The 14,151-nt window shown below is 44.9% G+C and carries 14 protein-coding genes; 8 read left to right on the top strand and 6 right to left on the bottom strand.

The window, feature by feature from the left end; translation table 11 throughout:
• The first annotated feature begins 6 nt into the window (after positions 1–6).
• The 7 genes from GA004_RS05385 to GA004_RS05355 all read left to right on the top strand — a co-directional run bounded on the left by GA004_RS05385 (position 7) and on the right by GA004_RS05355 (position 6,332).
• Positions 7–876 (top strand): sulfotransferase, encoded by an 870-nt coding sequence (locus tag GA004_RS05385; protein ID WP_283396282.1) that lies wholly within the window; start codon positions 7–9, stop codon positions 874–876.
• 512 nt (positions 877–1,388) lie between these two features.
• Complete coding sequence (locus GA004_RS05380; RefSeq protein WP_283396281.1) at positions 1,389–2,558, top strand: hypothetical protein; 1,170 nt, start codon at positions 1,389–1,391, stop codon at positions 2,556–2,558.
• A 108-nt stretch (positions 2,559–2,666) separates the two neighbouring features.
• Positions 2,667–2,963, top strand: a complete 297-nt coding sequence (locus GA004_RS05375; RefSeq protein WP_283396280.1) for a hypothetical protein — start codon at positions 2,667–2,669, stop codon at positions 2,961–2,963.
• Positions 2,960–3,373, top strand: coding sequence for a hypothetical protein (locus tag GA004_RS05370; protein WP_283396279.1), 414 nt, complete (start codon positions 2,960–2,962; stop codon positions 3,371–3,373). Before GA004_RS05375 ends, GA004_RS05370 begins: the two co-directional genes overlap by 4 nt.
• Positions 3,374–3,421: 48 nt before the next feature.
• Entirely contained in the window at positions 3,422–3,655 is a 234-nt protein-coding gene (locus GA004_RS05365; protein WP_283396278.1) for a hypothetical protein, read from the top strand.
• A 92-nt stretch (positions 3,656–3,747) separates the two neighbouring features.
• Positions 3,748–4,500, top strand: coding sequence for a class I SAM-dependent methyltransferase (locus GA004_RS05360; protein ID WP_283396277.1), 753 nt, complete (start codon positions 3,748–3,750; stop codon positions 4,498–4,500).
• 38 nt (positions 4,501–4,538) lie between these two features.
• Entirely contained in the window at positions 4,539–6,332 is a 1,794-nt protein-coding gene (locus GA004_RS05355) for an asparagine synthase (glutamine-hydrolyzing) (RefSeq protein ID WP_283396276.1), read from the top strand.
• Between the two features lie 58 nt (positions 6,333–6,390).
• Here GA004_RS05355 and GA004_RS05350 read toward each other — a convergent pair whose 3' ends face one another.
• From GA004_RS05350 to GA004_RS05330, 5 genes are all read right to left on the bottom strand, one after another.
• Complete coding sequence (locus GA004_RS05350; protein ID WP_283396275.1) at positions 6,391–6,561, bottom strand: hypothetical protein; 171 nt, start codon at positions 6,559–6,561, stop codon at positions 6,391–6,393.
• 551 nt (positions 6,562–7,112) lie between these two features.
• Entirely contained in the window at positions 7,113–8,888 is a 1,776-nt protein-coding gene (locus GA004_RS05345; RefSeq protein ID WP_283396274.1) for an ATP-binding cassette domain-containing protein, read from the bottom strand.
• A gap of 129 nt (positions 8,889–9,017) precedes the next feature.
• Positions 9,018–9,908, bottom strand: coding sequence for an NAD-dependent epimerase/dehydratase family protein (locus GA004_RS05340; protein ID WP_283396273.1), 891 nt, complete (start codon positions 9,906–9,908; stop codon positions 9,018–9,020).
• Between the two features lie 6 nt (positions 9,909–9,914).
• Positions 9,915–10,139 (bottom strand): hypothetical protein, encoded by a 225-nt coding sequence (locus GA004_RS05335; RefSeq protein WP_283396272.1) that lies wholly within the window; start codon positions 10,137–10,139, stop codon positions 9,915–9,917.
• Between the two features lie 565 nt (positions 10,140–10,704).
• Positions 10,705–10,884 (bottom strand): hypothetical protein, encoded by a 180-nt coding sequence (locus GA004_RS05330; protein WP_283396271.1) that lies wholly within the window; start codon positions 10,882–10,884, stop codon positions 10,705–10,707.
• A gap of 1,240 nt (positions 10,885–12,124) precedes the next feature.
• Between GA004_RS05330 and GA004_RS05325 the strand changes: the two genes are divergently transcribed.
• A complete protein-coding gene (locus GA004_RS05325) occupies positions 12,125–13,039 on the top strand; it encodes a glycosyltransferase family 10 domain-containing protein (RefSeq protein ID WP_283396270.1) in 915 nt (304 codons plus the stop codon).
• A 205-nt stretch (positions 13,040–13,244) separates the two neighbouring features.
• Here GA004_RS05325 and GA004_RS05320 read toward each other — a convergent pair whose 3' ends face one another.
• A complete protein-coding gene (locus tag GA004_RS05320) occupies positions 13,245–14,066 on the bottom strand; it encodes a methylenetetrahydrofolate reductase (RefSeq protein WP_283396269.1) in 822 nt (273 codons plus the stop codon).
• Positions 14,067–14,151 lie beyond the last annotated feature (85 nt).

Genomic DNA, 14,151 nt, shown 5'->3' with positions numbered 1-14,151 from the left:
TAGCCAATGCAACAGAATCGACTACCCAATTTATTTATTGTCGGATTTCCTAAAACCGGAACCACGACCCTTTTTGACACTCTGGCTCAGCATCCAGATATCTTCCCCTCCAAAAGAAAGGAACCAGGTGATTGGGAGAATCTGCACCACTTAAATAAAGCTAATAATTTTTGTTACGCAGAGTATATGAAGAATTTCGAAGAAGCCGAAGATCAACGCTACTTAATGGAGGGTACCACCCGCTATTCGTTGAATTTAAGTTCAGCCAAGACTCTAAAAGGCTTTAATGGGAATGCCAAAATTGTCATCGGAATACGAGAACCCATCTCCTACATAGCTTCTCTTTGCTTTCAGATTGAAAAAAATACCAAGCGCGAACGGGATATTAATGAAGATATAAAACTAGGACTCTCTTACACTAAACCGAGATTCTATGAGGCTGTATGCTCGTACCATGAAGAATTTGGCAAAGAAAATGTGATCGTTTATACATTTGATTCTTTCTTGACTTCAGCAAGGCGATTAACGACCGAAATACTTACCTTCTTAGACCTTGAAGAGCCAAGCGTTTTTAACGTAATAAATAACAATCTCAGTCGAAAGGCGAAAACGAAATTTCATGGGTCTATAAACCAATTTCTTCATAATGCCGTTATTTCAAAGACCATTCGTAATCTTTTGAAGAAAACGAAATTTTATAATCCAGAAACTATAAAACAAATTGTTGCACGGGCTCTTACTAATAAAGTGAATTACTACAACCAAATTGTCGAAAATGAAGAAAATTTTATACATTTGAAAAATCAGTTTCGGGAAGACGTAAGAATGCTGTCTGAAACAGTTGGTCAAAATTTAAGCTCGAAGTGGGATTATTAGGCATTTTCGGGTTAGAATAAGGGTCAGCTACCAATTCTTGAATCGGCCTACGGCCCCAGTAATCCACGGATTTTCTAACTCGATAAGGCTAAAACAAGCCTTCAACCTCCCCTTCTTATCTAGCCGGAACAATTGAATTTCTTATCACGAAAACGCAAATCGTCATACATAAAAATATTAATCTAAGTCTTTGATAAATCCTAACCAATTTTTAAAATAAACTTTATAGTGTAGAAGGCTCGGGAATAAAATTACATGCTGGCTTTAAACGTAATACCTTTTAAAACAGAATAAACTCTGCTATAGTTTTATTAAATGACAATATTCATTTTTTATAGTTTATCAACCAGCTACCCTTTAAATAGAGTAGGAATAATTGAACTTCCTATCAACCTCAACTGCTTTTTCTTACTTGACGTTATCTTTGGCACGTATTTTGTATTAGTATGCTTATTAAGGAACCGACAATTGTACGGATCAATGAATCGGTCAGGATATCGGCTAAGATAGTTTTGTCGGAACTTTATAATAGGAGAAAGTATCCTCAAGAGTTGTGGTATGAATTTCCTGCTGAGTATGAGTGCTATATAACAAGACATAGTAATGCCTTTGTGACAGCTCTTTTATTTCTTGCCATGCGTCACAACGATAAGGTTGAAGTTGAAGGTGTTTTATCTGTTAAATTTTTTAACGGGGTCAACAAAGCTAAGGATATTTTTATAAAATGGTGGCCCCATTGGTTTGGAGAGACCGAGATAATACCGCAGAAGTTGACTACCGAAAGAATAAAGAATCATCCTCAGGAGGTTGGTTGTTGTTTTTCTGGCGGTGTTGATTCTTTCTATACTTTATATCGACATTTTGGAGAGCGAGAACCTGATTCGAGAGCAAGAATTAGCCATGGATTATTTGCGCTTATTGGGCCACCATTTAGTTGGAAAAAACCTGAATTATATGATAGATATTTTAAAAAGAACGAAATTGAGTTAGAAAAATTTGGTATTAATTTAACATCAGCGAAAAGTAATGTATTTGACTTTCTCCGTGAATGGGATTGGCTCTATGGGCACGGACCGGCTACTATCTCTACTGTTCTTTTATTAGAGAAATTTTTTTCAAGGTTTTTAATTCCCTCAAGTTTTCAGCAAGGGCAATGGCTTAACTTTAAGATAGGAACTAATATTGAAACTGATTATTTGTTTTCTACCGAAAATATAGAGTTTGCCCATGATGGTTTTGAAGCGTCACGCGCAGAGAAAACTTTTGCTATATCTGGATGGGAAGCAACTTATCCTCTATTAAATGTTTGCTTAGGGCGAACAGACGATATGCAGAATTGTGGAAAATGCTTTAAGTGCATGAGAACTATGATTTTTTTAGAATTAAAGAATAAGTTAAACAAATATCAGATGTTTCCTAAAACACTTAATTTTTCAGATATTAGAAAATGGGATTTGCCGGACGAATTTTTGCGCTCTCTAGCTGAAGGAGTGCTTGAAGAAGCGGTTCGGCACAAAAGAGATGATATAGCAGAGTGTTTACGTATAGCTTTAAAACGGTCAAAAAGTACACCGATAAAAATCGGTAGGTATTTTCAAAAAACCTCGGGTGTAATTAAAAAAGCATTTAATCAGTGTAAATTGTGGACTATCAGGTTGCGTAAAATAGTTCTAAAGTTTTAAGGAAATATCAGTGATACTTACTGTTTATCGGAATAGAGGAAATAATATCGGAGATCTGTTGTCGTCACCATTAAATTATTTTAAAATTGAAAAAACATCTTATTATCTGTGATTATACACCCGCTCGAAATCGTACCCTACACCGAGGGCAATAAAAATGGTGTTAGTGCCCGAGCATTTATCGAATGGCGAGGTGGTCGCCATAATCTTCAGTTTTCCGTCGAGGACCAGTTTTCAAGCGGAATAAAAGTAGATCGCCTAGATGCATTCGTGGTTGCTGCCGTCCTGCGTGCAATGCACGAGGGTGAAGATATTGAAGTCCGAGGCTCTATGTCCGCCCGTCTCCTTTACAACCTAGTTAATCACTGGATTCCCATTACATCAGGGACATTGCCGGGACGGTGAGCGGAGGGGCGCGTTTTAGCGGGACGCCAAATGCTGACGTGGATGATACCGTGAACGGGACCTGGGGACAGTTTTCGCGGGATGCTCGAGTCGCGGAGGCGGGCAACCTGGCATTCATCGAATCGTTTATCTCAGCCGTCGTCGAACCTCAGCCCCTAGCTGTTGTTTCTAGTTCAGGGGGGCTCACGGTGGAGATGTCGGGGCCTGTGGGGCAGCCGATTTACCTTCGCGTGTCTGTGGACCTCGTAAACTGGGAGCAGGCGGCGGTGCGCCGGATGACCCAGGCGACCGAACTATTCGAAGTTTTTTCGGCGTCCGAGATGCAAATCCTGCAGCAGACATTCGTGGTAGCGGTCCGTGAGCCGGTCGCACCGCCGGATGCTCCCGATCCGCCCGAACCACCGGTTTAAAATCTGCCAGAGGAAGGACTCTTTGGGGCGGATTCCAATTCGGGTCAGTTGCTGGGGATTTCCCCGCTAACGGGTGCAGGCGGCGCATACGGAGCGACCGATGTGGCGGATCTCAGCGGGCTGGCCATCGATGTAGAATCCGGAATTCTTTACGGGATCGACAGTACGACAGATTCGCTGCTTACGATCAAAACGACGACCGGGGGCTCTCGGCGTGAGCTTCTCAATTGTCTCGGGCTTGGCTTACGATCCGGATGGCAAGGTTCTCTATGCGACAAGTAACGCGAGCTTCTTTGTCATATATTCTCATTACGTTTTGAGGTTTACCATTAAAGCCGTATAAAGATCCCCCCCACCCCGCCGATATTTAGCATATGTTTAAGTCCTATTCGGATATTTATGACAGGCGAGGAGCTATGTATCATGAAGCCATGGATCGGTGGCCCGATGCTAGGAAACGCGAATTCGAGGCATTGGTTGAAACGGCTCGAATTGAGAAGGGCCGCCCTTTGATTTTGGATGTGCCTTCGGGTGGGGGATATCTGGCCGCCTACCTGCCTGAGGGGGCGAAATTGGTTTCGATCGATCCAGCGCCCAACTTTTTAGAATCAGGAACTCATGAGAGCGATCACCAGGTGATTTGTGCGCCTCATGAGGCGATCCCGCTACCGGATGGTTCGGCCGATGCCATTTTAAGTCTGGCCGGCATGCATCACATTGATGATCAGGTAGGTGTTTTCCAGGAATGGTTTCGGCTGTTGCGGTCCGGTGGGGCGTTGACGATCGGGGACGCGGAGGAGGGCTCCGCTACGGCAGAATTTCTTGATGGAGTGGTCGGGCGTTTCAATTCAATGGGACATCAGGGGAAATATCTGCGTGCGGAGCAGCTGGAGATGCTCGGAGCAATTGGATTCACTGTTACATTTGCGGCAATCAAGTCGTACGGTTGGCAGTTTGAAGATCGAAGCCAGATGTTTGAGTATTGCCGGACCTTGTTCTGCATGGATAGCAATCCCAGTGACGAAGACCTACTCCAGGCAATTGAGCAAACTGTTGGCTTCAAGGAGCTGGATGGGTCTTGTGAACTCAATTGGGCTTTGAACTTCATTCGTGCGGTGAAGCCCTGACCTCCGAGCACTTTCATAACTTCCACTTACACTGAAATATGGCCGGATTTGTTTTTTTTGCGACTCAGGGAAACGATCGCGTTGTCCCTGAAATGTCCGCCGCTATCGAGCGATTGGCGCCAGAGGGTTTTCGTGAGATCCAAGGCGAGTGCTCCGGCCCAGCTGGCAAGATTGCCTGGCATCATGGAGAGGTGGCACCGTTCGAGCACTACGATGGGGAAGCCGGGACGGTATTGCTTTGGGGCGATGCGATTGCCTATGACAATGACTCGTATCTAACCGCTGCTGAGGTGCATCGACTGATCGCCGGGCAAGCCACAACGGAGGGTGAAGAGGCGTTGTCCAGATACAGCGGCCTGTTTGCGTGGATCTTTCTTTCCCGTGATGGCTGCCTGATCGCCGGGGTCGATTCGTTCGGATTTTTTCCGCTTTATTATTTCCAAGAAGGCGAGGCGTTTGGAATCGCTACGAGCCTGACCGCTCTCCGGCAGCATCCGGAATACTGCTCGGATGTCGATCCAGTTGGGATACTCCGTTATGCGATCCAAAACGGATCGACCGGCACGCGGACCTTGGAGCACTCCGGGCGACGGTTAGCAACGGCTTGCTCGATTAGATATGACTCACAAAACAAACGCTTTGACCTGAATAAGCATCGCCTGCCCGGTCCTCGGGCAGGTAAGAAGACTCAACCCGAGGAGAAGGCAATCTTGCAATCCATCGAGGCGACTCGCCGGGCTGTGGAGCGTCATGTGCAGCGGCCACCGGATCACGCCCTACTCTCCGGAGGGCTGGATTCGCGTCACATGCTGGCTCTTGCACACGAGGCGGGGATCCGGCCGCTATGTGGGACGGGGGGCATCAAGTCCGACTACGAATCAATGTTCGCGTCTTCGGTCGCCAAGCGATTGGGACTGGAATGGTGTTACCAAGAGGATTCCGTGGAAGCGCTCGAAGAGGGTATCAGAAACGAGTTGCGGCTGCACTGGCTGGGAGGCGGTTTCAGTACTGTCAGCCTGAACGCCGGGGCTGCCCTAAGTCGACGACTCGGGAAACGCTCCTTGGGTGGGCTGGTTCTGGATAATCATTACAGTCCGGCCGGCTCGTTTCGCGTAGGCCGTAATTTGAATAATTTCGATTTCGCTCTTAAGAAATGGATCAACCAAGCTGGAATCGATCCACAAACACTGCGGCGAATGTGTGTAAACTCAAGCATGCGTGATGCACTAGAAGTGGCGATGGGTGAAATACGCGAGGAATGGGATGCATTTGAGGGCACAGGATTCGACCGAACCTGGAAGATGCTCATGCATTTTCGCGCCCGTCCGCACTTAGGAACCCACGCATGGAAGCAATCGTTTTACACGTGGCCTGTGCTGCCGAGCGTAGATTTACCCATGGCGGAGTCGATCCGCAGTATAGCGGATAGACATTTCATAAACCGGAAATTGCAGAGGCTGACTTTGCAGCGGATTGCGCCTGAATTGGCCCGAATTCCATTGGCCGCTTTTTCGCATTCTCCGGAACCGATCACTCCGAATATTACGGCGACTTTGCAGCGGAAATATCTTAGTCTGCGCGCAAAGATTAGGGGTTCGCGTCGGGACGAGTATCATCGGTTTCATAGAGCCATGAATTTAGACCAACCGGCTTGGCGAAAGGTGCGCGAATACGCCGAGCCACATCGCGAATCACTGCATCAGTTTTTTGATTCCGCTGAACTTGATACCTATCTGCCAAAACCATCCGTGACGACTGGTATCAAAGCAAGTGGAGGGCATAGATTTATCTGTGGGATGATGTTGTGGAACGCGATGCGGGCGGAGCAATGAGTTGGTATTCGTGTTATGTCTGAAAAAATGTCTCCGAATACTTGGACCTCAACGACTGTTAACGCACCAGTGACGAAGGGGAGCGTTCCGTATCCGTTACTGCCTTTTTCGACCCGCATTGAGCGTTGATTAGTTGCTTGAGGGCATCGACGTGAGGGATGATTCCGATGGTGCGGCTGGATATTCTTATGTTTTCCAAGGCGGCAAGAGCGGTGTCCAACGTATCCATTGAAATCGACCAATAGTACCAATAGAGCCTTTTAATCCACACCAATCCACGGACTTTCTAACATGATCGCCCGATATCAACCTTAATCCTCCCCTCTGAACCAAATCGGAACAATTGAATTTCCTATCAACAACCAAGGTCTTAAACTTTTGGGGTAACCTTTCGGGGTGTTTCTTTCGTTTTATTCATGTAGCCACAACCGCGCGGGTCCAACGGCACCGCCGATCTGTGCGTAACGGTTAGGTTTGATGCTTCAATCACTTGGAATTGCTAGAAACGAGAAGATGTTAGCGTCAGGATCTCATAAGGAATGCGTTAGCTAAACGTAACCTATGGTAGATCTAAGACTGAAGGGTTATTTAAGCCAAGAACACCTCTGGATAGTCCGAATACCTTACAGTTCAATGGGAAAGCCGAATTGCAACGCTTATTAGGAAGACCCACAAGGTACTGACTGTCTTTTGGTTAAAGTGAAATCGAAATCACAGTAACAAAGATGGCACTTATTTCCTTTCAACGACTGTCAACATCAAGTGTATTCGGCATGGCAGCTACCCTTCACTCAAATTTAAAATGGTATCACATTGCACTGCGATACTCATGTCGTGGGTTATAAGTAACACATTGACTCCGATAGCGGCGCGCTCCCGTAGCAAGCCAAAAACGGCGTCGCGCTTGGCCTCATCCAAGGCACTTGTGGCTTCATCTAGCAACAATACAGGTCGGTCAATGCGCAGGGCTCTGAGAATTGCCAAACGTTGTTGTTGTCCGCCACTCAAGTTATTCCCGCTTTCAAGCAATTCGAAATCGAGTGGATTTTCACCGAGGCAATCGTTCAATTCCAATACATTGATCAATTGTTGAACTCGTTCCTCGTTGATGCGATCCGTTTGTACACGCATGGTCAAAACATCTCGGACGCTTCCATTGAATAGGAACGGCTGTTGGCTGAGGTATCCGATTTGAGAGAGCCAATCTTTGATTTTAATTTCACCGCCCAGGGTCTGAGTCGAATCCGTTGTTTCTCCCACAGAAATCGATCCAGCAGAAAACGAATGGAGACCGAGAATGGTATTTACCAAGGTGCTTTTGCCAGATCCCGAAGGTCCGACAATGGCATGGATTTGACCCGGTTGAAAGTCATGGGTGAGATTTGCGATCACAGGTTGGGATAAATTCTCATACCCTATGGTGACATCGTTCAAGCGGATCACAGCGGATTTCCAAACGGGTGACTGAGTTTCCTGATGCAGGTCCTTAATTAATTCCCATTCTTGCAAGGCTTTTTCGATGGTGTTAAGTATAAACATCGACCCTCTCATAGACATGATTTGTCCATTCATTCGGGACATAGAAGGCATTACGCGGTAAGCGCTCAACGCCATCAGAATCAGGAGATTCAGAAATGCCTCATTGCGTTCCAACAGCAAGAGGCTGATCAAGATGGCCCCACTTAAGCCCGTCACAGCCAGAACCTCATAAAGTTTGGCCGGTGCTGCGGCCATGATTTGTGAATTGCCCGCAATTCGATAAATTATTTTAGTTTTTCTTAAATAATCGGATCTTATGGCGTTAGAAGCTCGAAAACTCATGACATCCAAGAATCCACGCACTGCACTATTGATTAATGTGCCCGTTTGTGGCTCGAGGGCTCTGCGGATTTCACTGTACCTTTCAAGTCGTCGCTTCGTGAATTTACGAATGATGATTGCCCCGATTGCAACGAGGCAAGAGACACTGAATAAAACGATGGGATTGTAGGCGAACAGTCCCACCGCAATCAGGAAAATCACGATGAGCTCATTGAGAAGGCGCATGCTCCCAACGATGTATGTATTGGCGAGCCCTAAGGGCCAGGAACCGATTTCTGTAAGTACCTTTCCTGATTCGGTGGATCGCATGCGTTCCAAACTTTGGGAGAAGTGATACTTCCACATCGTCCCGGAGATTCGATGGCCGATGGCATAGGAGAAGCGTGTTTGAATGAGATTCAGTCCGAGATTGAGAAAGGCCTTGGATAAAAACGCCGCGACCAATCCGATCGAAGCGAACATCAGGAATTTGCGCTCGGTATCAATTCCGATACTGCTGGTTATTTCAAACGCACGGGCTAAGTGGTCATTTTCGTGAATGAGACCCGGATCAATGACCAGTCCAATCACCGGCACGACCGCTGCTAACCCCAAGATTTCCGCAAAACTATTGATGAATATACCGAAGAAAACGAATCCTGCACGTCGTTGCTCACGCAGCGTCATAAGCAACCAAACGCGCTTAAAAATGCCCAGAACACTGAACTTGGGAGGAGAGGTTTTTTCGGCCTTCATACTATAAATGACTGTTTTTTCCAGTGGATTGAGGAAGTTCGATTATTGTTAGAACCTGAGTTTTAGTTCAAATCATCAGCAACTGCACGGGGTTTCATTTAACTACGGAGGTAAAGATTTGAATCATAGTTACCCACGCACCCATTTCTCAAGATCGTGAGCGGGTGTCCACGCAAAAGTTTTTCTCATCTTCTGATTATTAGCAAGACTGACTCTTGCCTCACCAAGTCTAGGAGCGATATAAGTCTTCTCATGTATAAACATTTCTGCAATTTCATTTACAGAGAAGCTCTGCCCTGAGCCAATGTTGTACACTTCACCATAAGCATCTTGTCCTAGATCTGCGAGAGCTGCCATTACATTAGCGCGAGCGACGTCCTCAACATGAACAAAGTCACGCCTTTGATTACCATCACCAACAATAGTTAGAGGTTCACCAGCACCCTTCTGTCGCTCAAAAATGCCAAGAACAGGTGCATAATGACCCCTCACAGGTTGTCTAGGACCATAAACATTGAAATATCTAAAGATGATTGTGGGAAGACCAAACAATTCCGTGTACATCTTACAGAGATTTTCACCATTCAGTTTAGTTACTGAATATGGATTGAGAGGATCTGGAGATTGAGTTTCAACATTGGGAGATTTATTTCTTCCATATACAGCAGACGTGGAAGAAAAAATAAACTTTTTCACCTGATGCTCTATTGCACACTGAAGAACCGTTGTAGTTCCAAGATCATTAACACTAACTGCGTTAATAGGATTCTCAATTGCAGGTTGAATACGTGCTTCTGCTGCCAAGTGAAAAACATAATCAACATCTTTCATGGCAGAAGAAATCAGAGTGTGATCTCTGATGTCTCCGCGGATATTAATTGAATCGTTATTCCAGTAGGGTTTATCTTGTACATTAGAACTTTCATTATCGACACATATAACAGTATGTCCGACACCCAGTAGAGTCTCTACCAAGTTAGAACCGATAAATCCCGCACCACCCGTTACTAACGATTTCATAAAATTTTAATTGCCAAGAATATTCCAGGTATACCACTGACGTCTCTCTTCATGAGCATCTGCTTCACAGAGAGACCTAAAGTCAATAATACCTATTCTGTAACAAGTTTCATCATCTGTTAAAATATTATTATAAAATTCATCAGAATCCTTCTCTGTGAATGAATTCTCACTAATTTTTCCTATTGTTACAGCGCTCCATTCATATTGTCTGATATGGAGCTTCTTCATAAGAATATGCGTTATTGATAGGAAATTCAATTGTTCAGATTTGATTGAGAGGGGAAACTAAAGGTTGATTCCGCTCTTTCGATCTAGAATAAATTATGAAATGGCGGAGAAGGAGGGAATCGAACCCCAGATAGAGCTGCCCCTACAACTGATGTCGAGTCAGTTTTGTATCTTTATCCTACAATATCATATCGTACTGCTTTTTAGTAAGTTAAGTAAATTCTGTAGCCACTTCAGAGGAGATAGAATATTTTAACTCCCTCAAGACCGCCTTGAGGGATCTAAATCGTGTTAATTACAAGTTTTCAAACTACCCATCAGGGGGGCACGGTTGCAGGAAGTATCGTTATGCATTCATCGCCAAAAAAAGGCCTCATGGACCCGCTTTTCACTTGGTCCGACTGACATAAAGATTACCCCTGTTCATTGATACCGAGGAACGCTTTCTCGAAGATTGTAACATCCACTCCTTTGTTCGCATTCCCCTGGTAGTTTGCTCGCTGCTGCCTGTTGCTTTAGCTGAGCGTTTCTACGTCTTGGACGAAGCCAGTCCAGGCGGCGGTAACTAGATGAGGTTCGGCTCCCTATCCACTGAGCTCCCCTCCTTGAGCTTATCGCTTTCAGGAGGCTCATCGATGTACGGCTTCGTGTGGGCGCCCTTGGGCCTTAGAATAATCTTATTCCAGTCGAGAGGCTTCTTGTCCCTATTCCCCATCAATTCAGATGGCCTCAGTCCGGCGAACATAAGGAAAGTTACGCCAGCCCCAGATCCCTGAATTCACCGGTCTGGATAAGTTGAACCACTCGATTAAATTCATCGATCCTAAAAACCTCCGTCGCCTTCTAATTATCTTTGAGATAAATACCACTAGTCGGATCATGCTGTAACCAACCCCTGTCATGAGCATGCTTGAACACAGGCTTTATGGTCTACAACGCCCGATTGAAGTTGGACGCATTTTAGCTGTAGTGCTGATACAGGAAGTTCAGTATCTGGCCTTAAGATATAGCATCGATTCCACTTGACCCAAAGTAATTGAGAAATCCCCTCTCATTGATCCGCTGATTACCGGAAGCAGGCGTACGAGGCAGAGGGTCGCCCATAGAAGCTGTCCTTTCTTGTTCGTGGTTGGTCCACTAACCTCTTCTACCTTTTCTGGACTCGATTGAGAGCTGATAGACTTCCTCGAAAGAGTGAGACTGTGCCTCCCGTTCGAGATGTTCCAATTAATGCTTCATTGCCACTTTTAACGCACGCTCATTACCCTCGCCAAGCTTGGTTTTTCCAAGCATTTTAAGAGCCGTTCTGGCGTCTACTGCCGCCGCAGTTGTCAACCGAGTACTGGAGCTCCATACTTGTTTACTTGCACCAATTGCCTCTTAGCGTAAACAGATGCCTTCTACATAGAATCGAACTCTAAAGGTGTTCTTGAACCCGTCGCTGAGGGGCCCGCAAGAACGTTTAATTGCTAGTTCCCGTTAAGCAATATTGTGGATTTTAGCTCAGGGCTCATGAACGTCGACTCCCTAATGTTACCCTATAAACCATGTATTTTAAGCCGAACCGAATTATTTGGAATGGGATAGAATAGAAATCGTCAATCCCGCCATATACAGCTTTTATTTAGTTTCTTGATTGGAGCCGGTAATGGGATTCGAACCCGTAAACTACTGTTTTCGAGTCAGTCCCATTGGACAACTCTGGCACTTCTCCTTCAGAAAAGCTGGGATCAAAGGGACTCTTTGAACAATTGAATTCCCCATCAACTATTTTTTGATATAAATTTTATTCCAATTTTAGACAATCTTTTTAGATCATATAAAATTAAAGTTATTGACTTTTTTTTAAAAAACCTTTTCCTAATTTTAACTATGAATTCTATATTGATACATAGCACAAAAGCTCCAGAGATTATGACGATGAAACTACTGAATTTTTGGTAAGATATATGCTGAAGGTGCGAAATTTATAAATATTAATTATAATGAAGAAGATTTTCTTTTTAAATGGGTGGGGTGCAAGCGATGAATCGTTACTAAATCGTTTGTCTATTAACACGCCAAATAATGATGGAGTGTGGAAAGATTTAATTGGAACAATCAACCCAAAGGAAGCTGACTATTTTATAGCGTTAGAAATAAATAAAACAAATACACCAATTGAAAAAACAATATTCATTAGGTTAGAACCTTATTACATAAGACATAAGCAAAGGGTACATCATTGTCCAAATAAAAACAGTGTCAAGCATTGGTTAAACAAAGCTTATGATTGTTTGTTAAATTATAGTTCTCCATATAAAAATATAATAGATTTCAATTCAACTCATACGGGTTCCATGCATCGTTTGAATAAGGCTTATGATTATTTGTTAAACTTAGAATATCCGAACAAAAGTAAAAAAATCAGCTGTGTGGCATCAACAAAACACAATCATAGGAATAATTACATTAAGAGGTTATTTGAAACTGAACCAGATATAGATTTGTACGGTAGAGGCCATGATAGAAATTACTACGGTGACGCTTATAAAGGAGAGTTAAATTATGATAGTTTTTGTAAGTTTAAGGGTTTGGTTGATTATGAATTTTCAATTGTCTTGGAAAACTCAAAACAGAAAAATTACTGGACTGAAAAATTAGCAGATGCGTATTTGTCATGGTGTATGCCGATATATTGGGGATGCCCCAATATATCCGACTACTTTCCAAAGAATAGTTTTAGATTGATTGATATTGAGAGCGAAGACCCATTACTTGATATTAACGATATCATTAATAAACCACTAACTGAAATGGAGATAGAAGCATTACGTAAAGCTAGGAGATTAATATTAGAAAAATATAATATATGGGAAATAATAAATAATAAAATTAATGAGATAGAAAATGGTAATTAAATAGGGATTAAAACCAGAGTGCTAGTCTGTCTACCAATATCTTATAGATTCATCAATTAAATGAAATGTCGAACGCCAGTTGAAGTTGGTGCGTGGAAAAGGTATTCAATTTCTTTCTTAGCCCGAAAAAATAAAAAAAGGGGCTCGCGGGAAAGAACAGAGTGATCGTCGGACCGTGACACGGTCCTTGGAAGGTAACTCTCGTTCAATTGAATTTCCTATCAACCATCACGTAAAAGTGAACGTTGTGATAGCCGTTATTGAGAAGATCCTTGGTCTGAGTCTCGGCCCAACGCTGGGCGATCTCGACCACGTGCTCGGGGCTTTCGTGAATTTCGTCGGTGAGTGCGCTCGGCAGCTCGACGTAAAACGCGCGTGGCACCGATTTCAATTGATTCACCGAACGTAGGATCTTGAGGCCGGGGATGATGGGCACGGTGATCCCGGCGGTGCGGCAGCGGGCCACGAAGGCGTAAAATTTCTGATTGTCGAAAAACATCTGGGTCACCACGTAGGCCGCGCCGGCGTCGACCTTTTCCTTGAGGCGGCGCACGTCGAGATCGAGATTGGCGGCTTCGAAGTGTTTTTCGGGGTAGCCCGCCACGCCCACGCAGAAATCGAGCGAGGCGCATTTGCTCATCGATTCGATAAATTCACCGCGGCGCAATTCGGCGGCCTGTTTGACCAGATCGACCGCGAACGCGTTGGTTGAGCGTCCATTGAGAGGGGGTTTTTCGTAATTGGACCCATCGCCGCGCAACGCCAAGATATTTTCGACGCCGAGGAAATTGAGCTCGATCAGCGCGTCTTCGGTCTCTTCGCGCGTGAAGCCGTCGGACAGCATGTGGGCCACGGTGTCGATCTTGAATCGATTCTGGATGATGCCGCAGATGCCGATGGTGCCGGGACATTTTTTAAACACCGCCCGGCGAACCGTGCCGTCCTCACCCTCTTCCACCTGCAGCGTCGAGCAGTGCGAGGTCACGTCGATCCACTTCGGATCGACCGGCGCTAAGCCCTCGACCACGTCGATGAGTTAGCGCACGCTGCGGCCGCGGGCGGGCGGAATAATCTCGACCGAAAAGGTAGGTCCGCGCGCGGCTTCGCTGATG

It is taken from the genome of Candidatus Pelagisphaera phototrophica (assembly GCF_014529625.1).
Taxonomy (GTDB): Bacteria; Verrucomicrobiota; Verrucomicrobiia; order Opitutales; family Opitutaceae; genus Pelagisphaera; species Pelagisphaera phototrophica.
The sequence above is the reverse complement of the archived record's forward strand: the minus strand, read 5'-3'. Positions and strand labels throughout refer to the sequence as shown.